Annotated in this window: 19 protein-coding genes and 1 other RNA gene; 11 read left to right on the forward strand and 9 right to left on the reverse strand. The window is 64.9% G+C overall.

Features of this window, described 5'->3' with window-relative positions:
- Positions 1-82: 82 nt before the first annotated feature.
- Positions 83-1453 carry an AmpG family muropeptide MFS transporter gene (locus ACLFLU_RS39695; RefSeq protein ID WP_426410057.1) on the forward strand — a complete coding sequence of 457 codons (1371 nt, stop codon included), beginning with the start codon at positions 83-85 and terminating at the stop codon, positions 1451-1453.
- A gap of 9 nt (positions 1454-1462) precedes the next feature.
- Here the strand turns inward: ACLFLU_RS39695 and ACLFLU_RS39700 are convergent, their stop codons facing one another.
- From ACLFLU_RS39700 to ffs, 5 genes are all read right to left on the reverse strand, one after another.
- Positions 1463-1897, reverse strand: a complete 435-nt coding sequence (locus ACLFLU_RS39700) for a hypothetical protein (RefSeq protein WP_426410058.1) — start codon at positions 1895-1897, stop codon at positions 1463-1465.
- A 27-nt stretch (positions 1898-1924) separates the two neighbouring features.
- Complete coding sequence (gene recR, locus ACLFLU_RS39705) at positions 1925-2527, reverse strand: recombination mediator RecR (protein ID WP_426410059.1); 603 nt, start codon at positions 2525-2527, stop codon at positions 1925-1927.
- A 1-nt stretch (position 2528) separates the two neighbouring features.
- Positions 2529-2849, reverse strand: a complete 321-nt coding sequence (locus tag ACLFLU_RS39710; RefSeq protein ID WP_426410060.1) for a YbaB/EbfC family nucleoid-associated protein — start codon at positions 2847-2849, stop codon at positions 2529-2531.
- 80 nt (positions 2850-2929) lie between these two features.
- Complete coding sequence (locus tag ACLFLU_RS39715; protein ID WP_426410061.1) at positions 2930-4768, reverse strand: DNA polymerase III subunit gamma/tau; 1839 nt, start codon at positions 4766-4768, stop codon at positions 2930-2932.
- A gap of 94 nt (positions 4769-4862) precedes the next feature.
- Positions 4863-4959: signal recognition particle sRNA small type (gene ffs, locus ACLFLU_RS39720), an RNA gene on the reverse strand.
- A 183-nt stretch (positions 4960-5142) separates the two neighbouring features.
- Here ffs and ACLFLU_RS39725 point away from each other — a divergent pair.
- The 9 genes from ACLFLU_RS39725 to ACLFLU_RS39765 all read left to right on the forward strand — a co-directional run bounded on the left by ACLFLU_RS39725 (position 5143) and on the right by ACLFLU_RS39765 (position 12666).
- Complete coding sequence (locus tag ACLFLU_RS39725) at positions 5143-5997, forward strand: transporter substrate-binding domain-containing protein (protein ID WP_426410062.1); 855 nt, start codon at positions 5143-5145, stop codon at positions 5995-5997.
- 152 nt (positions 5998-6149) lie between these two features.
- The gene (locus ACLFLU_RS39730; RefSeq protein WP_426410063.1) at positions 6150-6812 is read left to right on the forward strand and encodes an amino acid ABC transporter permease; all 663 of its coding nucleotides are present in this window, start codon (positions 6150-6152) and stop codon (positions 6810-6812) included.
- Positions 6809-7615: an amino acid ABC transporter ATP-binding protein gene (locus tag ACLFLU_RS39735; protein WP_426410064.1), complete on the forward strand. Its 807-nt coding sequence runs from the start codon at positions 6809-6811 to the stop codon at positions 7613-7615. Before ACLFLU_RS39730 ends, ACLFLU_RS39735 begins: the two co-directional genes overlap by 4 nt.
- Entirely contained in the window at positions 7615-8370 is a 756-nt protein-coding gene (locus ACLFLU_RS39740; protein WP_426410065.1) for an SDR family NAD(P)-dependent oxidoreductase, read from the forward strand. The genes ACLFLU_RS39735 and ACLFLU_RS39740 overlap by 1 nt, the downstream gene beginning before the upstream one ends.
- A complete protein-coding gene (locus ACLFLU_RS39745; protein WP_426410066.1) occupies positions 8367-9494 on the forward strand; it encodes a muconate cycloisomerase family protein in 1128 nt (375 codons plus the stop codon). Before ACLFLU_RS39740 ends, ACLFLU_RS39745 begins: the two co-directional genes overlap by 4 nt.
- A 265-nt stretch (positions 9495-9759) precedes the next feature.
- Positions 9760-10179 carry an HIT domain-containing protein gene (locus tag ACLFLU_RS39750; RefSeq protein ID WP_426410067.1) on the forward strand — a complete coding sequence of 140 codons (420 nt, stop codon included), beginning with the start codon at positions 9760-9762 and terminating at the stop codon, positions 10177-10179.
- An 11-nt stretch (positions 10180-10190) separates the two neighbouring features.
- Entirely contained in the window at positions 10191-11129 is a 939-nt protein-coding gene (gene nudC / locus ACLFLU_RS39755) for an NAD(+) diphosphatase (protein ID WP_426410068.1), read from the forward strand.
- Positions 11130-11135: 6 nt separating this feature from the next.
- Positions 11136-12059, forward strand: coding sequence for a sugar kinase (locus tag ACLFLU_RS39760; protein WP_426410069.1), 924 nt, complete (start codon positions 11136-11138; stop codon positions 12057-12059).
- Between the two features lie 97 nt (positions 12060-12156).
- A complete protein-coding gene (locus tag ACLFLU_RS39765; RefSeq protein ID WP_426410070.1) occupies positions 12157-12666 on the forward strand; it encodes an Lrp/AsnC family transcriptional regulator in 510 nt (169 codons plus the stop codon).
- 189 nt (positions 12667-12855) lie between these two features.
- Here ACLFLU_RS39765 and ACLFLU_RS39770 read toward each other — a convergent pair whose 3' ends face one another.
- The 4 genes from ACLFLU_RS39770 to ACLFLU_RS39785 form a co-directional block, all read right to left on the reverse strand.
- Positions 12856-14355, reverse strand: coding sequence for a phosphomannomutase/phosphoglucomutase (locus tag ACLFLU_RS39770; RefSeq protein ID WP_426410071.1), 1500 nt, complete (start codon positions 14353-14355; stop codon positions 12856-12858).
- Positions 14356-14535: 180 nt separating this feature from the next.
- Entirely contained in the window at positions 14536-15048 is a 513-nt protein-coding gene (locus ACLFLU_RS39775) for a TIGR02281 family clan AA aspartic protease (protein WP_426410072.1), read from the reverse strand.
- A 128-nt stretch (positions 15049-15176) separates the two neighbouring features.
- Positions 15177-17651: an ATP-dependent helicase HrpB gene (gene hrpB, locus ACLFLU_RS39780; RefSeq protein ID WP_426410073.1), complete on the reverse strand. Its 2475-nt coding sequence runs from the start codon at positions 17649-17651 to the stop codon at positions 15177-15179.
- Between the two features lie 142 nt (positions 17652-17793).
- On the reverse strand, positions 17794-19110 hold the full coding sequence (locus ACLFLU_RS39785; RefSeq protein ID WP_426410074.1) for a UDP-glucose dehydrogenase family protein: 1317 nt from the start codon (positions 19108-19110) through the stop codon (positions 17794-17796).
- 193 nt (positions 19111-19303) lie between these two features.
- Between ACLFLU_RS39785 and ACLFLU_RS39790 the strand changes: the two genes are divergently transcribed.
- Positions 19304-20371 (forward strand): acyltransferase family protein, encoded by a 1068-nt coding sequence (locus ACLFLU_RS39790; RefSeq protein ID WP_426410075.1) that lies wholly within the window; start codon positions 19304-19306, stop codon positions 20369-20371.
- The last annotated feature ends 93 nt before the right edge of the window (positions 20372-20464 follow it).

Below are 20464 nucleotides of genomic sequence, written 5' to 3' on the forward strand. Positions count from 1 at the left end.
AGGCCCCTCACCCCGCCCTCTCCCCGTAAGAACGGGGCGAGGGAGACGAGGCAGCGCCGCCAGAATCTGCTAACAAGCCCGAATGACCGCACCTGACGCGACCTCAGAAGCTGCTCCGGCCACCGCTGATCCGCGTTCCTCATGGCGCGACAGCCTGGCTGTCTACCTGCAACCGCGGGTGCTGATCGTGCTGTTCCTTGGCTTCTCCTCGGGGCTACCGCTGGCGCTGTCGGGATCGACGCTGCTGGTGTGGATGCGCGAGGCCGGGGTTGATCTCAAGACCATCGGGCTGTTTGCGCTGGTCGGCACGCCCTACACGCTGAAGTTCCTGTGGGCGCCGCTGGTGGATGCGCTGCATGTGCCGCTGTTCACGCGTGCCTTCGGCCGCCGGCGCGGCTGGCTGCTGTTCTCGCAATTGCTGCTGATCGTCGCGATCCTGCTGCTGGCGATGACGGATCCGGCACGCTCGCCGTTCTATGTCGCGCTCGGCGCGCTGCTGGTGGCGACGACGTCGTCGACGCAGGACATCGTGGTCGACGCCTTTCGCGTCGAGAGCCTACCCGAGAGCGAGCAGGCGGCCGGCATGGCGGCCTATGTCGCGGCCTATCGCATCGGCATGCTGGTCTCGACCGCGGGGGCGCTGTTCATCGTCTCCGGTTTCGAGAGCACCGGCATCACGCGCACCTCGGCCTGGATGTGGGGCTATGTGGTGATGGCGGCGATGGTGCTGATCGGGACGATCACGGCGCTCGCCGCGACCGAGCCCGAGCAATCGGTGCGGGCGGAAGCTGCGACGCACGAAGAGACCGCGTTCACGCGCGTGCTGCATGCGGCGATCGGCGCGTTCTCGGAATTCCTGTCGCGAAAGGACGCGCTCGCCGCGCTCGCCTTCGTCGTGCTGTTCAAATTCACCGATGCCTTCTCCGGCACCATGACGGCGCCGTTCGTGATCGACCTCGGCTTCACCCGCAACGATTATGCGGCGATCGTGAAGGGCGTTGGCCTCGCAGCGACGCTGATCGGCGGCTTCGCGGGCGGTTTTGTCGCGCGGCGTTATTCGCTCGCAACCTCGCTCTGGATCGGCGGGGTGCTGCAGGCGCTGGCCAATCTGACCTTCTCCTGGCTCGCAGTGGTCGGCACCAATCAATGGGCGCTGGCGCTCGCGATCTGCGCCGAGAATTTCACCAGCGCCATCGGCACCGTGATCTTCGTCGCCTATCTCTCGGCGCTGTGCCAGAACCCGCTGCACACGGCGACGCAATATGCGCTGCTCACCGCGCTTGCAGCGGTGGGGCGAACCTATCTCTCGTCAGGCGCCGGCTTCGTGGCCGACACGACTGGCTGGCCACTGTTCTTCGTGATCTGCGTGCTGGTGGCGATCCCGAGCCTGGTGCTGCTGACATGGCTGCAGAAGCGCGGGCATTTTGAGGCGCTGGGACCGGTAAGGGTGTAGCGCCGCCTCCTACTTCCGCACCAAGCTCCACTTCGTCACCACGGCCTCGCTCATCTGGCCGGGATCGCTGGCGCAGGCGATTTCGTCGACCTTGACGGAAATCTCCTTGCCGACGAACGATTTCAGCTGCGTGGCCTGCGCGTCGCTGGAGGTGATGAGCTGGAACGTCTCAGGTCCGGTCTCGAGATCGCACAGCCCGTTCGGCGCCGGCAGGCGGCGCGGCTCGGAGGTGATCTGGTACATCGCAATCCGCTTGCCGGCGTTCTTGGCGTCGCGAATCTTCATGGCGTTCAGCTCGCCCGAGAGCACCTCGCCGGCGCTGATCGGCTTGCCGGGCTTCGAGGGCGGCGGCGCCTCGTCGTCCTGCTGCGCGGCGATGGCCGGTGTCACCAGCAAAAGCATCGTCGCGACCAAAGCCGATCGTGTGGCGAAAAGTTTCGTCATGTCGTCCGTTCCGTCAAGTCTGGATGGCTAGAACAGGGTCCGCTGCCGCATGGCGGCCGATAGCGTGCCCTCATCGAGATAATCAAGCTCGCCACCAACAGGCACACCATGGGCCAGCCGGGTTACTTTTACGTTGGCGTCCTGAAGCAGGTCGGTGATGTAATGCGCGGTGGTCTGTCCGTCGACTGTCGCATTCAGCGCAAGAATGATCTCGTGCACCTCGGTCGCGTGGGCACGCGCCACCAGCGCGTCGATGGTGAGATCCTGCGGGCCCACGCCATCGAGCGGCGACAGGGTGGCGCCCAGCACGTGGTAGCGCCCCTGGGTCGCATTGGCCCGCTCCAGCGCCCAGAGATCAGCGACGTCGGCGACGACCACGATGATGGCCGGATCACGCTTCGGGTCGATGCAGACGGTGCAGGGATTCTGCGTATCGATGTTGCCGCAGGTCTTGCAGACCTGAACCTTGTCCAGCGCAACTTGCAGGGCGGAGGACAGCGGCATCATCAGCGCTTCGCGCTTCTTGATCAGATGCAGCGCCGCGCGCCGTGCGGAGCGCGGGCCCAAGCCCGGCAGCCGCGCGAGAAGCTGGACCAGCCGCTCGATTTCGGGACCTGCAACCGCGCCCATATTACTGGCCGAACAGCCCCGGCGGCAGGCCGAGTCCGCCGGTCAGCGACTGCATCTTCTCCTGCATCGCGGTCTCCGCCTTGCGGCGAGCATCACTGAGCGCGGTGACGAGCAGATCTTCCAGCACCTCGCGCTCTTCGGCCTTCATCAGCGAGGGATCGATCTTGACGCCCTTGACGTCCATCTTCGCGGTCATGCGCACGGCGACGAGACCGCCGCCGGAGATGCCCTCGACCTCCACATTGGCGAGCTGCTCCTGCATCTCCTGCATCTTGGATTGCAGCTGCGCCGCCTGCTTCATCATGCCGAGAAAATCAGCCATGGGTGTTCGTCCTTGGAAAGCCTAAGTTGTTTTGAGCATGATCTTGTCGGAAAACCGCTTCACACTTTTCCGGATCATGCTCAGAGATCGTCGTCGGAACCGTCGGGCGGATCGTCGGAGCCATAGTCGGCGTTAATATTGGATTCCGGCGTCTCGGGGGCAAGCCTGCGGATCTCGACGACCTTCGCACCGGGGAAGCGCGATAGCACCTCCTGCACACGCGGATCGGCCTCGGCGGAGCGCGCATGTTCCTGCTTGGCCGCCTGGCTCACCGAGCGCAGCGTCGGCTGGCCCTGCTCGTTGGAGACGATCACGGTCCAGCGCCGGCCGGTCCACATCTCGAATTTTCGCGCGAGCTCGGTAATCATGGTCTTCGAGGCGTTCGGCTCGAGCGCGATTTCGAGCCGGCCCTCCTCGAAACGGACGAGGCGCATGTCGCCTTCGAGCGCGCCCTTGGTCATGACGTCGCGCTTCTGGCTGGCAAGCGCGACGAGCTGGGTGAAGCTCGTGATGCGCACCTGAGGAGCCGCAGCTTGCGGATCCGGCGCGGGTGCCGCCATCTGCGGCCTGGCGCCACCGCCGCTAAACGCGGACGGCGACGAGGTCGGCATGCGAACCGGCGCGGCTGACGCGACCGGCGCCGCGGAAGCCATCGGGGTAGCCGGCGCACCGCTGCGCGCAGCACTGCCGCCGCTCACGACCGGCGAACCGCCACCGTTCTGCTCCAGCATCCGGATCGCCTCGTCCGGCGTCGGCAGGTCGGCGACATAGGCGATGCGCACCAGCACCATCTCGGCGGCCGCAGCAGGGCGCGTCGCGGCCTGCACCTCGGTGATGCCCTTGAGCAGCATCTGCCACATCCGCGACAGCACGCGCATCGAGATCTTCGAGGCGAAATCCTTCGCGCGCACGCGTTCGGTCTCGCCATAGGCGACGTTGTCGGCGGTTGCCGGCACGATCTTCACGCGGGTGACGAAATTGACGAATTCCGCAAGGTCCGAGAGCACGACGATCGGATCGGCGCCGACATCGTACTGGTCGCGGAACTCCTTGAAGGCGCTCGCGATGTCACCGCGCGCCAGCGAATCGAAGAGGTCGATGACGCGGGTGCGGTCGGCAAGGCCCAGCATCTGCCTGACCGCATCGGCCTTCACCTGGCCCGCCGCATGCGCGATGGCCTGGTCGAGCAGCGACAGCGAATCGCGTACCGAGCCTTCGGCGGCGCGCGCGATGATGCCGAGCGCCTCCGGCTCGATCTCGACGCTCTCCTTCGCTGCGATGTTTGCGAGATGCGTCATCAGCACGTCGGCCTCGACGCGGCGCAAATCGAAGCGCTGGCAGCGCGACAACACCGTAACCGGAACCTTGCGGATCTCCGTCGTGGCGAACACGAATTTGGCGTGCTCTGGCGGTTCCTCCAGCGTCTTCAGGAAGGCGTTGAACGCCGCTGTCGACAGCATGTGGACTTCGTCGATGATGTAGACCTTGTAGCGGGCGCTGGCCGGCGCGTAGCGCACGCTGTCATTGATCTGGCGGACGTCGTCGACGCCGGTATGCGAGGCCGCGTCCATCTCCAGCACGTCCATGTGCCGGCTTTCCATGATCGCCTGGCAATGCACGCCGAGCGTCGGCATGTGGATGGTCGGGCCCGTCACCGAGCCGTCCGGCATCTCGTAGTTGAGCGCACGGGCCAGAATGCGCGCGGTGGTGGTCTTGCCGACACCGCGGACGCCGGTGAGGATCCAGGCCTGCGGAATGCGCCCGGTCTCGAACGCATTGGAGACGGTGCGGACCACGGCCTCCTGGCCGATCAGATCGTCGAACGAGGAGGGGCGGTATTTGCGCGCCAGCACCCGGTATGGGGCGTTGGCGGCTTTGCCGGCGCTGTCAGGATCAGGAGGGGCGCCAGCGTCGGTCATCGGTCAATCCGCAATGGAATGTCTCTCGGCTGGCTTTTGCGGACAGGAGCGCGCAGGCGGGAAGCCCGCCGGCGCAATTCGCTCGAAAAAACAGGTAGGAGACTGACGAGCGACCCGATCCGGACCTCGTTAGGGCTGCTTCCTTCCGGACCTGACCCGGTTGGCGAGTGGCTCGTCCACCGCCAATCTCCCGGTCCCTATTTGGGGCTAAAAGGTCGGGAAAGCAAGCGGGTATCACTTTGGCCAGCTTGATCTTGCCCAGCATCCGGGCAATTTCGGGTCTGCTCAGCCGATAGGCTGTGCTTTCGCAGCCTCCGCCACCTTGGTAAGAACGCTGCCGGAACTCCACCTAACCAGAAAAGCGATTGATCCCAATGGTTACACGTCGTGATGTTGCATCGATTGTCGGACTTGGCGCTATCGGCGCGGTGACAGCGGGCGCGCTAGCCTCTCCGGCCGTGGCCCAGGCGGCCGATCCCAACGAATCGACCTTTGCCCGCATCCGCCGCACCAAAAAGATGCGGATCGGCGCAGTCGGCGGTGGCGCCCCCTATTACATGAAGGACCTCGCCAGCGGCCAGTGGAAGGGTTTTTACATCGACATCGCCAAGGCGCTTGCCGACGACATGGAGGCCGAGCTCGAGATCACCGAAACCACCTGGGGCAATTCGGTGCTTGATCTCCAGTCCAACAAGATCGACATCTTCTTCGGCCTGAACCCGACGCCGAAGCGCGCGCTGGTGGTCGATTTCTCGGTGCCGGTGTTCAACAACGCCTTCGGCATCCTCTGCAAGAAGGACTTCAAGCCGAAGAGCTGGGCCGAGCTGAACTCGCCCGACATCAAGATCGCGGTCGACCAGGGCTCGTCGCACGACCAGGTCGTCAGCCGCCTGACGCCGAAGGCGCAGATCTCGCGGCTGAAGACCGCCGACGACGCCACTGCCGCGCTGCAGACCGGCCGCGTCGATGCGCAGTGTCTGATCACCATGCTGTCGCTGACCGTGCTGAAGAAGAATCCCTCACTCGGCCAGTTCGTGCTGCCGACGCCGATCTTCGCCACCACGTCGAACGCCGGCTTCCGCCGCGAGAACGACAAGACCTTCCGCGACTACGTCAACACCTGGATCGACTTCAACAAGGGCCTCGGCTTCATCCGCAACGCGATCATCACCAACATGGAGCTGGTGGGCGTGACCGAAGCGGACATTCCGCCGGGCGTTTCGCTGTAAGTGATAAGCGCCTGAAGTATCCGCATCGTCATGGCCGGGCTTGTCCCGGCCATCCACGTCTGACCCGCGGCACCAAGAACGTGGATGCCCGGGACAAGCCCGGGCATGACGACAAGTTTCTGAACTGACATCGGGTAAAAGTAACAACACGCATGTATCAGTGGGACTTCGGCATCCTCTGGAGCTATCGCTGGCTCTTTCTCAACGGGCTTGGCGTCACCGTCGGCTTCACCGTGGTGATCGTGCTGCTCGGCCTTGTGTTCGGCCTGTTCGGGGCGTTCGGCAGCCTGTCGCGGTTCAAGGCGGTGCGCCTGACCGCCCTCACCTTCATCGAGGCGTTCCGCTGCACGCCGATCCTGGTGCAGCTGATCTGGTTCTATTATGCGCTGCCGATCCTCGCCGGTGTCGAGATGACGCCGATCACGGCCTCAGCGATGGCGCTCTCGCTCTATGGCGGCTCTTTCTATTCAGAGATCATCCGCGGCGGCATCATCTCGATCGACAAGGGCCAGTCGGAAGCCGGCGCCGCGCTCGGCATGACACCTAGCCAGAGCATGCGGCGCATCGTGCTGCCGCAGGCGATCAAGCGCATGATCCCGGCGCTGATGAACCAGTCGATCATCCAGTTCAAGAACACCTCGCTGGTCTCGGTGCTCGCGGTGCCTGATCTGGTCTATCAAAGCCAGGTCGCCGCCCATGACAGCTACCGGCCGCTGGAAACCTACACCGCCGTCGCGGTCGCCTATGCGGCGATCCTGATCCCGCTCACCATCATCGTCCGCCGCGGCGAGAAGCGACTGGCGGTCAGCGAATGAGCGAGACTTCCCAGAACATTTCGAAAATCGAGATCCGCGGCTTGCGCAAAAGCTTCGGCAGCAACGAAGTCCTCAAGAACATCAGCCTCGACGTCGCCAAGGGCGGCGTCGTGGCGCTGATCGGCCCGTCGGGCTCCGGCAAGTCGACGCTGCTCCGCTGCATCAATCTCCTGGTCGTGCCCGACGGCGGCAGCGTCCGTGTCGGCGACACGCGCTTTTCATTCGGCGATGGTTCAAAGCTCCCCGACGTGAGGACGCTGGCCAAATTCCGCGCCACCACCGGCATGGTGTTCCAGCATTTCAACCTGTTCCCGCACATGACGACGCTCCAGAACGTGATGGAGGGACCGGTCACGGTACGGCGCATGGCGAAGGCGGACGCCGAGAAGCTCGCACGTGCCCAGCTCGCCAAAGTGGGCCTTGCCGAGAAGGCCGACCAATATCCGGCGACACTCTCCGGCGGCCAGAAGCAGCGCGTCGCGATCGCACGCGCGCTCGCGATGGAGCCGGATGTCATGCTGTTTGACGAGGCCACGTCCGCGCTCGATCCCGAGCTCGTCGGCGAGGTGCTGAACGTGATCCAGCAGCTGGCCTCCGAAGGCATGACCATGGTGATCGTGACCCACGAGATCGCCTTTGCCCGCGAGGTCGCCGATCGCCTCATCTTCATGCGCGATGGCGTCGTGGTCGAGGAAGGCCCGGCGCGGCAGGTGATCGACAATCCGCAGGAAGCCGCGACACGCGCCTTCCTCAGCCATTTCCACCGCACCGGCGCACTGCCGCCGGCCAACGCGACATCGTGATGCCCGATATCAACCGCGTCTATCTCGTCACCGGTGCCGCCAGCGGCATCGGTCGCGCCACCGCAAAATCGCTCGCTGCGCCTGGCGTCGCGCTTCTGTTGCACACACGCTCGAACGCAGAAGGTCTCGACGCCACTGCGGCGGAAGCCGAAGCGAAAGGCGCTGTCGTCGCCAAATGCCTCGGCGATCTCGTCGAGGAGACGGCGATCATCGATGCCGTCGCCGCCACGCAAAAGGCCTTCGGCCGGCTTGACGGATTGATCCTGGTCGGCGGCCACGCCCGCCGCGGCAGCGCCATCGGCACGCCGGCGGATCAGTTCCGCCAGGCGATGGACGAATCGGCACTCGCCTTCACGCGGATGGTCGAGGCGGCGCTTCCGCTGCTGCGTGCCGGACAAGACGCTCGAATCGTCGCGGTGTCCTCCTTCGTGGCGCACGCGATCCGGCCTGAATTCGCGCCGTTTGCAGCGACAGCCGCTAGCCGTGCCGCGCTGGAAGCGCTGGTACGCCTCACTGCGGTTGAACTTGCGAAAGACGGAATCACCGTCAACGCGGTTGCGCCGGGCCTCATCGTCAAGGACAAGCCCAGCGAAAGCAGGCTGTCGCCGGAGCAAATCGCAGCGACCGAGGCGCTGATCCCGATGCGCCGCCGCGGGCGGCCGGAAGAGGTCGCCGAAATCATCGCCTTCCTGGCATCCCCGAAGGCGTCCTACGTCACCGGCCAGGTCTGGCACGTCAATGGAGGCCTGACATGACCGAAGCGACCATCCAACGTCTCAGGCTCTTCCTGATCGAGAGCCCGATCAAGATGGCGCGCCTTCAGGGCGTCGGCAACGTCAAGGGCACGGTGAAACGCGTGCTGCTCGAACTGACGTCAAGCGACGGTGTGGTCGGCTGGGGCGAGGCCGCGCCGTGGGAGGTTTTTACGGGAACGCCGGAAGCGGCGTTCTCCGCTCTCGACATCTATTTGCGGCCAATCGTTCTCGGCAAGTCCGTGCGGCGCATTCGCGCACTGATGGCCGATCTCGATCGCGCGCTGGTCGGTCATGCCGAGGCCAAGGTGGCGATCGAGATGGCGCTGCTCGACATCGTCGGCAAATCGTCGGGGCTGTCGGTCGCCGATCTGCTCGGCGGCCGTGTCCGCGACACGATTCCTCTCTCTTTCTCGATTGCCGATCCGGATTTCGCCGCCGATCTCGAACGCATGCGAAAAATGGTTCCGGACGGCAATGTCATCTACAAGGTCAAGACCGGCGTGAAGCCGCACCGCGAGGATCTCGACCATCTTGAGGCGATCCGCAACGAGTTCGGCGACAAGGTCGACCTTCGCGTCGATTACAACCAGGCACTGGCGCCGTTCGGCGCCATCAAGATTTTGCGCGATGTCGAGCAGTTTGCGCCGACCTTCATCGAGCAGCCGGTGCCGCGCAAATTTCTCGACGTGATGGCGCAGCTGACCGCGGCGCTGGAAACGCCCGTGCTCGCCGACGAAAGCTGCTTTGACCGCCGCGACATGATGGAGGTGGTGCGCCGCGAGGCCGCCGACGCCGTCTCGATCAAGCTGATGAAGGCCGGCGGCCTGTTCGAGGCGCAGGCGATCATGGCAATCGCCGACATCGCCGGTCTGCCCGGCTATGGCGGCACGCTGTGGGAGGGCGGCATTGGGCTCGCCGCCGGCACACAGCTGATTGCGGCAACACCGGGCATCTCGCTTGGCTGCGAGTTCTACATGCCGCATCATGTTTTGACCGAGGACGTGCTGGAAGAGCGCGTCGCCAATCGCGCAGGTCACGTTGTCGTGCCTGACGGCCCCGGCCTCGGCATTCGCGTCAGCGAAGCCTCGGTTCGCGCCAATGCGCGGGTGCTGGCGGAGGCGTAAGGCAGCGCCGCAAATTCTCTGTCGTCCCGGCGAAGGCCGGGACCCATACCGCGGAATCTATCGATAGGCGCAGGTGGTCGTACCGCGGGAAGACTCTTCACCACCAGCTTTCGCCAAATTTCGTCATGTGGTTATGGGTCCCGGCCTTCGCCGGGACGACAATGGAGCATGCGGGACCTGCGGAGCCCCATCCTTCCCCTCGCCAACTCCGTATCGTATGGTCCGACCAAACGCGCCCGACCCGTCGGGCATTCTGGAAACGCATATGTCCGATCCCGCCTGGTCGCTGCACTCCCGCCTGAAAGAGGACACCATCGACATCGGCGATTTGCCGCTGTCGAAGGTGCTCGTCATCAAGGACGCGCATTACCCCTGGCTGCTGCTGGTGCCGCGGCGCGCCGATGCGGTCGAGATCATCGATCTCGACGAGGTGCAGCAGGCGCAATTGATGACCGAGATCTCCCGTGTCTCGCGCGCGCTGAAGGAGATCACCCAATGCGACAAGCTCAATGTCGCAGCGCTCGGCAATCTCGTGCCGCAGCTTCACGTTCACATCATCGCACGCCGGACGAGTGACGCAGCCTGGCCGCGGCCGGTCTGGGGCGTGATGAAGCCCTTGGCGCACGACGCCACTGAGGTGCAGAATTTCATCAGCGCGCTTCGCCGAAAAATCTGGTTGGGTTGAAAGAACAAGAAATGTCAGCATTCGACTCGTTTCCGCTGGGACAGCCGGCCTTCGTCACCAACATCCTCGATCGCGCCGCGCATCTGCGCCGCGACGACGAAAAACTGTTCGCGATGGAGCAGAAGCCATCGTCGCGCGCCTATGTCGTCTACCGCGACTCGCTGCTGGTCAAGCGCGAGGGCGACAAGGTGCGCGCGCTGCTGGGAATCGACGAGGCGCTGAAATGCGGCGCCAATCCCGGCACGATCTTCCTGGGGCTGCGCGACGGCGCCGCAACGTTCGGCATGGGCCTGTCGCAGGCCGCGGCCGAGAAGCTGATGGGCCGCGAGGACTATGCCGTCACCGAGCTGCGCGGCATGGCGATGCAGGGCGCGATCGCGCCCGAAGAACTCTCGGCGGTCGCGATGGCGAAGTCGATGGTGGGCTGGCATCAGCGCCACGGCTATTGCGCCAATTGCGGCACTCGCAGCGCGATGAAGGAAGGCGGCTGGAAGCGCGAATGCCCGGCTTGCAAGGCCGAGCACTTTCCGCGCACCGATCCGGTCGTGATCATGCACGTGTCATCCGGCGAAAAATGCCTGCTCGGCCGGCAGAAGCAATTTCCGCCGGGCATGTATTCGTGCCTCGCCGGCTTCGTCGAGGCCGCCGAGACCATCGAGGACGCAGTACGCCGCGAGATTCTCGAAGAGTCGGGCATCCGCTGCACCGACGTGCAATATTACATGACGCAGCCCTGGCCCTATCCGTCGTCGCTGATGATCGGTTGCAGCGCGCGGGCCTTGAACGAGGACATCGTCGTCGATCACTCCGAGCTCGAGGACGCACGCTGGTTCACGCGTGAGGATGCGGCCCTGATGCTGAAGCGGACGCATCCCGACGGGCTTGCCGGCCCGCATCCTTTCGCTATCGCGCATCACCTGCTCGGCCGCTGGGTGCACGGCAAGAGCTGACCGCCGATGGCTGCATCTGGGATCGCGCCGCGCATCACCTGCATCGGCATTCCTGTGCGCGACCTCACCTTTCGGGTCGAGGCCGTGCCTGCGCGCGGCACCAAAGCCAACGCGACGCATCTCGCGGAGATCTGCGGCGGCAACGCGCTTAATGCAGCGATTGCGATTGCCCGGCTCGGCGGCCGCGCTGCCTTTGCAGGACCGATGGGCGATGCGCGAGAGACGTCGAGCAACTTCATCCTCGACTTGATGGCCGCCGAAGGCATCGCGACTTCGCACATCGTTCGCATGCCGGGGCTGATGACGCCGGTCTCGGCGATCATGATCGAACCCTCCGGCGAGCGCACGCTCACGATCTATCGCGATCCCGGTCTGTGGAGCGTGAAGCTGCCGGATACCGACCAACTGCTGGCCGATTGTCAGGCTGTCCTCGTCGAGAGCCGTTGCGCCTCGTTCTGCATTGATCTCTGCACCGAGGCGCGCCGGCGTGGCATTGCCGTCATCGTCGGCGTCGACCGCGCGATGGCGCTGACCGACCGCCTGCTCACGGCCGCCTCGCATCTGTTGTTCTCGAGCGATCAGGTGCAGGAAACCGCAGGCATCGCCGACGATGGCGAGGCGCTGAAGCGGCTGGCCCAGCTCACGCCAGCCTTCCTCGCCGCGACCCGAGGCCCGCGCGGCACGATCTGGCTGAACGAGACGGGCGCGCTCGAGGAGACGCCGGCCTTTCCGGTCGAGGCGGTGGATACACTCGGCGCCGGGGACGCCTTCCAGGCCGCCTTCACGCTCCGCCTCGCCGAGGGCGGCAAGGTACGTGAGGCGCTGCGATTCGCCGCGGCTGCCGCAGCGCTGAAATGCACGCGCCATGGCGGCGGCCTCGCCGCCCCGCAACGCATTGAAGTTGAAGAGCTTTTGCGAAACAGGCTTTAGAGCCATTCTGCAGGGACGCCGAGATTATAGACTTGCGGGAGAAGATTTTTCTCTATATGACGGAAACTAGCCCTCATATTGGAACAAAGTTCTTCAAATGACCGATCTCGCTGTCCAACTCCCCGAGACCAGCCGCCGCCTCGACGCCATCGACCGCAAGATCCTGATGGTGCTCCAGGACGATGCCTCCCTGTCCGTTGCCGAAATCGGCGACCGTGTCGGACTGTCGTCGACCCCCTGCTGGAAGCGCATCCAGCGCCTTGAGGCCGACGGCGTGATCCTGAAGCGGGTGGCGCTGGTTGATCAGAACAAGATCGGGCTCGGCATCTCCGTGTTCGTGTCAGTGGAGAGCTCGGATCATTCCGACGCCTGGCTCAAGAAATTCGCCGAAGCGGTCAGCGCCATGCCCGAGGTGATGGAATTCTACCGGATGGCCGGCGACGTCGACTACATGCTCCGCGTCGTGGTCGCGGACATGCATGCCTATGACATCTTCTACAAGAAGCTGATCAGCGCCGTGCCGCTGAAGAACGTCACCTCGCGCTTCGCGATGGAGAAGATCAAGTCGGTCACGGCGCTGCCGATCCCGGCGGTGGTCGCGGCTTAGGAGCTGCCTACCTCTCCCCGCTTGCGGGGAGAGGTCGGATCGCCTCGGCGATGCGAAGCGTCGTCCGGTGCGATCCGGGTGAGGGGGTACAGGTCCCTCGACGATCTCACGTGTGGATAGAGGCCCCTCACCCCCACCCTCTCCCCGTAAGAACGGGGCGAGGGAGCAAACCTTCTTCGTGGCTTCCAATCAGATCGTCTGATTGTACTCGCCGACTTCGGGATGGGTGCGCAGCACGCTGTTCACCATCTCGAACATGTCGTGCATGCGCCGCTCGGAGACCGGGCTCTCGACCACGACCACGAGCTCAGGCTTGTTCGAAGAGGCGCGCACCAGGCCCCAGCTGCCGTCCTCGACCGTGACGCGCACGCCGTTGACGGTGACGAGGTCGCGGATCGACTGTCCGCCGATCTTGGCGCCCTTGGCCTGCAAGCCTTCGAAGTGCTTCACGACCTGGTCGATGACGCCGTACTTCACCTCGTCGGCGCAATGCGGCGACATGGTCGGCGACGACCACGTCTTCGGCAGCGCGTTCTTCAGATCGGCCATCGACTTGCCGGGCGCGCGGTCGAGCATGTCGCAGATCGCGATCGCTGAGACGAGACCGTCGTCATAGCCGCGTCCATACGGCTTGTTGAAGAAGAAGTGGCCGGACTTCTCGAAGCCCGCGAGCGCGCCGGTCTCGTTGGTGCGGCGTTTCATGTAGGAATGGCCGGTCTTCCAGTAAGCAGTCCTGGCGCCCTGCTTCTGCAGAATTGGATCGGTGATGAACAGGCCGGTCGACTTCACGTCGACGATGAACTGCGCGTCCTTGTGGATCGCCGACATGTCGCGCGCCAGCATCACGCCGACCTTGTCGGCAAAGATCTCCTCGCCGGTGTTGTCGACCACGCCGCAGCGGTCGCCGTCCCCGTCGAAGCCGAGGCCGACATCGGCCTTGTGATGCAGCACCGCGTCGCGGATCGCGTGCAGCATCTCCATGTCTTCCGGATTCGGATTGTATTTCGGGAAGGTGTGATCGAGCTCGGTGTCGAGCGGAATCACCTCGCAACCGATGGCTTCCAGCACCTGCGGCGCGAACGCGCCGGCCGTGCCATTGCCGCAGGCCGCGACGACCTTGAGCTTGCGCTTGAGCTTCGGACGGTTGGTGAGGTCGGCGATGTAGCGTGCCGGATAGTTCTCGTGGAACTGGTAGGAGCCGCCGGCCTTGTTCTTGAAATCGGCGTTGAGCACGATTTCCTTCAGGCGCGTCATCTCGTCGGGGCCGAAGGTCAGCGGGCGGTTGGCGCCCATCTTCACGCCGGTCCATCCGTTGTCGTTGTGCGAGGCCGTGACCATGGCGCAGCAGGGCACGTCGAGATCGAACTGCGCGAAATAGGCCATCGGCGTCACCGCAAGGCCGATGTCGTGCACCTTGCACCCGGCCGCCATCAGGCCGGAGATCAGCGCATATTTGATCGAGGCCGAATAACCGCGGAAATCATGCCCGGTAACGATCTCCTGGCTGACGCCGAGTTCCGCGATCAGCGCGCCCAGCCCCATGCCGAGCGCCTGCACGCCCATGAGGTTGATTTCCTTCTGGAACAGCCAGCGCGCGTCGTATTCGCGAAAACCGGTGGGCTTCACCATCGGCTCGGATTCGAAGGCGTAGGTGTTGGGCAAAAGCACGGATTTCGGCTTGGGAAACATTGAGACGGTCTCGTGAAATAGGCAGGAATTGGTGCAGCCTTAGCGAATGCCGGGCCGCAGCGGAAGGCGGGAATGGCAGCTTATGGCTGATAATTGCGGCAGTTTGGTAACGGGAAACGCGACCTGCCGCGGGCTCGCTCAGGACAATATCGAAACTATCTGGCCGCAATCCGCTCGGATTTACTGCTCCAGCACCATCAGGCCGTTGGCGTATTCAAAACGCTTCAGGCGGGACAGGAAGGAGAGGCCGAGCAGATTCTCCGACAGCGCCTCGTCCGGCAACACCATGGCGTCGACATCGCGCACGATGAGACCGCCGACATCAAGCATGGCGATGCGGGTGCGCGCGGCCTTGATGGTGCCGTTGGCGGTGGTGACGGTGGCGTTGTAGTCGCTACGCGAGGGACGCAGGCCGAAGCGGGCGGCCGAGGTCTCGTTCAGCGCTACTACGGAGGCGCCGGTGTCGACCATGAAGCCGATACGCTGGCCGTCGATGCGGCCTTCGGTCTGGAAGTGGCCACGGCCGTCGCGGGGAATGTTGAGGCTGCGGCCGCCGGCCGGCGCCGTGGCCGCAAGCGCGACCGTCGTATGCGGCGCTGACGTGGCCGACGCGGAGCTCATCTTGTCCGCCATCTGCGCCATGAAAGTGCCGAGGCCGATCATGACGGCCGCGATGATCATAATGTTACGCATCACACCACTTCCGGGCCGAAAGCTCGATTTCACCACGCGGCACGCCCGTCCGGGAGCGCCGCCACGGCAGAGCAGGTGTCATTTTGACGAAAAGGATGAGCGTACGGTTAATGGCGGGGCGTGATTTCTCACGTCCCGCGCGGCTTGACCCGCCGGGTGGGCAGTGCGTTTGCCGGATCTTCGGGCCAGGGATGGCGGGGATAGCGGCCGCGCATGTCGGAGCGGACCGCGGCGTAACTGCCGCGCCAAAAACCGGGGAGATCGCGCGTCACCTGCACCGGGCGCTGCGCCGGCGATAGCAGTTCCAGCACCAGCGGCACCTTGCCGGCGGCGATCGACGGATGGGTGTTGAGGCCGAACAATTCCTGGAGGCGCACCGCGATGGTCGGCCCCTGCTCCGCCTCGTAGTCGATCGCGAGCACGCTGCCCGTGGGCGCCTCGAAGTGCGTCGGCGCCTCGCGCTCCAGCCGCGCACGCATCTCCCACGGCAATAGCGCCATCAGCGCGTCGGAGAGATCACCGGCGGAGATGTCCTTGAGCGCGATCTTGTCGTAGAGCGCCGGCACCAGCCAATCGTCGCGCCGCGCGATCAGCCCGTCATCGGAGAGATCAGGCCAGCTATCGCCCTCGGCCTTGCGCAGGAACATGACGCGGTCGCGCCATTGCTTGGCGGCCTTCGACCAGGGCAGCCGGTCGAGGCCGGCAGCGATCAGCCCATCGGCGAAGATACGCGCAGTTTCCTCCGACGGCGACACCGCAAGCGTGGCCTCGGACAGCGTGATCGCATGCAGCACGCGCTTGCGCCGCGCGCGCAGCGCCATGGCGCCACGATCGAAGGAGATCTCGTCGGCGGTGTCGATATGCTCGGCGAAATGCCGCTCGATGTCGTCCTCGGCGATTTGCGCGGCGAGCAGGATGCGGCCGCTCGCAGCCGTCCCCGTCATCTCGCCGATCGCGATATAGGGCGCGCGGGCGAGCGAGGACGTCTGCTCCACCGCGGCGCCGCGGCCATTGGCGAGCACGAAACTGCCATTGCCGCGGTTGCGCGCGACGCGATCCGGGAAGGCATAGGCGAGCATCAGGCCGGTCGAGAGATCCTCCTGCTGTCCCGGCTTCTCGGACGCGGCGACCTGCGAGGCCCAGCGCCGCGCCAGATCGCGCGCACTTGCCGCCCGCGGCGAACGGTCGCGGCGGAACTGGTCGCGCCTGTGCTCGAGATCGGCGCCGTCGCCGCCGAGCCCACGCTCGGTGAGGATGGCCGCGATCTCGGCCGCTTCTTCGCCGCTACCTGCGCGATGCGAATCCACGATCATGCGCGCCAGCCGCGGCGGCAGCGCCAGCGCGCGCAGGCTTTTGCCTTCGGCTGTGATACGGCCGTCGCCATCGAGCGCGTTGAGCTCGGAGAGCAGGTTTTTTGCCTCCTTCCACGCAGGCTGCGGCGGGGGATCAAGGAACGACAACGCCGCCGGATCGGCCACGCCCCATTGCGCGAGATCGAGCACCAGCGAGGAGAGGTCGGCGCTCAAAATTTCCGGCTGGGTGTAGGGCGCAAGCGACGCCGTCTGCGGCTCGTCCCAGAGCCGGTAGCACACGCCGGGCTCGGTACGGCCGGCGCGGCCGCGGCGCTGGTCGACTGCGGCACGCGCGGCGCGCACAGTCTCGAGCCGGGTCAGGCCGATGTCCGGCTCGTAGCGCGGCACGCGGGCGAGGCCGGAATCGACGACGATGCGCACGCCTTCGATCGTGAGCGACGTCTCGGCGATCGAGGTCGCGAGCACGACCTTGCGCGTGCCCTTGGGCGCCGGCGCGATGGCGCGGTCCTGCACGGCGGCGTCGAGCGCGCCGAACAGCGGCACGATCTCGATGCTGGCGTCCTGCACGCGCTCACCGAGGAAATTCTGGGTGCGGCGGATTTCGGCGGCGCCCGGCAGGAAGGCGAGCACCGAGCCGCCGTCGGCACGCAGGGCCGACGCGATCGCGTCCGCCATCTGACGCTCGATCGGCGCATCCGCCTTGCGGCCGAGATAGCGGGTCTCGACCGGAAAGGCGCGGCCCTCGCTCTCGACGACGGGCGCATCGCCAAGCAGCTTTGCGACGCGGGCGCCGTCGAGCGTTGCCGACATCACCAGGATGCGCAGATCTTCCCGCAAGCCGAGTTGCGCATCGCGCGCCAGCGCCAGGCCCATGTCGGCGTCGAGCGAGCGCTCGTGGAATTCGTCGAACAGGATGGCGGCAACGCCCGAGAGCTCGGGATCGTCGAGGATCTGGCGCGTGAAAATGCCTTCGGTCACGACCTCGATGCGTGTGGCCCGCGAAATCTTCGAGCCGAAGCGGACGCGATAGCCGACCGTTTCGCCGGCACGCTCGCCGAGCGACTTGGCCATGCGATCGGCGCTGGCGCGGGCCGCAATGCGCCGCGGCTCCAGCACGATGATCTTCTTGCCCTTGGTCCAGGGCGCATCGAGCAGCGCCAGCGGCACTCGCGTGGTCTTGCCGGCGCCCGGAGGAGCGACCAGCACGGCGGCGTTGTGCGTCTCCAGCGTGCGCGAGAGATCGTCGAGCACGGCATCGATCGGAAGGGGCGTGTCGAAGTTGCGGGGCAAAAGTCTCGGTCCGTCATCGTCCGCCGTGTGCGCAATTGCGCGCCGGGGCGGACGATCCAGTCATCTCGGATCCCGGCCATTCCGAAGATCCTAGCGTACTGGATACCCCGCCTTCGCGGGGTATGACAATCATATGTAGCTATCAGCCCTGGACTGGAGGGCGGCCGATGCTCTCATAGGTGAAGCCGGCGGCAGCCATGTCTTCGGGGCTGAAGATGTTGCGGAGGTCGACGACGACGGGCTGCGCCATGACGCTCTTCAGCCGGTCGAGATCGAGACCACGGAATTGCACCCATTCGGTGACGACGACCAGCGCATCGGCGCCTTGCGCGCAGGAATAGGCGTCCTCGCAATAGGCGATGCTGGGCAGCTCGCCCTTCGCCTGCTCCATGCCGACCGGATCGAACGCCTTCACCTTCGCGCCCATGTCGAGGAGGCCTGTCACCAGCGGAATCGACGGCGCGTCGCGCATGTCGTCGGTGTCGGGCTTGAAGGTGAGACCGAGCACGGCGATGGTCTTGCCGCGCAAGCTACCGCCGAGCGCCTGGCTGACCTTGCGCGCCATCGCGCGCTTGCGGTTCTCGTTGACCGCGAGCACGGATTCGACGATGCGCAAGGAGACATCGTAGTCCTGCGCGATCTTGATCAGCGCCTTGGTGTCCTTCGGAAAGCAGGAGCCGCCGAAGCCCGGACCGGCGTGCAGGAATTTTGTGCCGATGCGGTTGTCCAGGCCAATGCCGCGCGCGACCTCCTGGACATTGGCGCCGACCTTTTCCGAGAGGTCCGCGATCTCGTTGATAAAGGTGATCTTGGTCGCGAGGAACGCGTTCGCGGCGTATTTGATCATCTCGGCGGTGCGGCGCGCGGTGAACATCAGCGGCGCCTGGTTCAGCGACAACGGACGGTAGATGTCGCCCATCACCTTGCGGCCGCGCTCGTCGGATGTGCCGACGACGACGCGATCGGGGAATTTAAAGTCGCGGATCGCCGCGCCCTCGCGCAGGAACTCGGGGTTGGAAGCGACCACGACGTCGGCCTTGGGATTGGCTTCGCGGATGATGCGCTCGACCTCGTCACCGGTGCCGACCGGCACGGTCGACTTCGTCACGACGACGGTGAAGCCGGACAGCGACTGCGCGATCTCCTTGGCGGCAGCGTAGACGTAGGAGAGATCGGCATGGCCATCGCCGCGACGCGAAGGTGTGCCGACCGCGATGAACACGGCATCGGCATCCGCGACCGGCTTCGACAGGTCAGTGGTGAAGCTCAGGCGCTTGGCCTTCACATTGGTCGCGACCAGCTCGTCGAGCCCTGGTTCGTAGATCGGGATCTCGCCGCGATGAAGCGCCGCGATCTTCTTCTCGTCCTTGTCGACGCAAATGACGTCGTGACCGAAATCAGCAAAGCAGGCTCCGGACACCAGTCCCACATAACCCGTGCCGATCATCGCGATGCGCATGAAAATCCCTGCTTTAGCTTGGTTAACGAAACCCCAACTTGGGGCGGTTTAGCATTTTCCCGTCGGGAAGGAAGAGCCCGCGCTCCAAAACCGGCACGCGATTTGTACCGGTAAAGAAGTCGGAAACCACAAAGCCCCACACTGCCCCACGCCCGCACAGGACCGGGCGGAACACGCCTCGAAACGAGACACCATGGCATCATCAGGCACAATCGCCGCGAGCGAGAGCACCAGGGGCCCGGCCGCCGCGCGTGTCGACTGGGTCGACTATGCCAAGGGCATCTGCATCGTCATGGTCGTGATGATGCATTCGGTGCTGGGGGTCGAGCTCGCCGCTGGCGAGACCGGTTTCATGCATGTCCTGGTGGCCTTCGCAAAGCCGTTCCGGATGCCGGACTTCTTCCTGATTTCGGGCCTGTTCCTGCCGCTGGTGATCGATCGGGACTGGCGAACCTATCTCGACCGCAAGGTGGTGCATTTCGCTTATTTTTATGTCGTCTGGGTGACAATCCAGTTCGGCTTCAAAGCACCTGCTTTCGCGGCCGAAACCAGCTGGCGCGACGCAGGCCTGCTGTATCTGGAATCCTTCATCGAGCCGTTCGGCACGCTGTGGTTCATCTATCTGCTGCCGATTTTCTTTGTCGTCACAAAACTGACACGACGAATCCCGGCACCCGCGATCTGGCTCGTGGCGGCCGCGCTGGAGACGGCGCGCATCGCGACCGGCTGGACCGCGATCGACGAGTTCTGTGCGCGCTTCGTCTACTTCTATTCGGGCTATCTGTTTGCGCCATACGTGTTCACGCTGTCGGATCGCGCGCGCAGCCATCCCGCGCTGGCGCTCGCAGTGCTCGCGAGCTGGGCGCTGGTCAATGCCGGCCTCGTCGCATTCGGTGCCAGCGAATGGAAGATCGTATCGCTCCTGCTCGGCTTTGCCGGTGCGTGTGCGATCATCACGATCGGCACGCTGCTTGCGCGCATGCATTGGTGCAATTTCCTGCGCTTCTGCGGCGAGCATTCGATCGTGATCTATCTCGCCTTCTTCCTGCCGATGGCAGCGACACGCACGCTGCTGCTGCACACCGGAATCATCTCTGACATCGGAACGGTGTCGTTGATCGTGACCATCGTCGGCGTGCTCGGATCGCTGGCGATCTGGCGGGCCGCGCTGCGGCTGCACGCCGACTTCCTGTTCGAACGGCCCGACGCATTCTGGATCGCGCCGAAGAAGGCCGGGCCGGTGTTGCAGGCGGCGGAGTAGCCACAGTGTCGTCCCGGCCGAGTGCGCAATTGCGCACGGGGGGCCGGGACCCATACCGCGTGATTTTTCGATGAAACGCGGTCTCGGTACCGC

The organism is Bradyrhizobium ganzhouense (assembly GCF_049949285.1).
Lineage (GTDB): Bacteria > Pseudomonadota > Alphaproteobacteria > Rhizobiales > Xanthobacteraceae > Bradyrhizobium > Bradyrhizobium ganzhouense.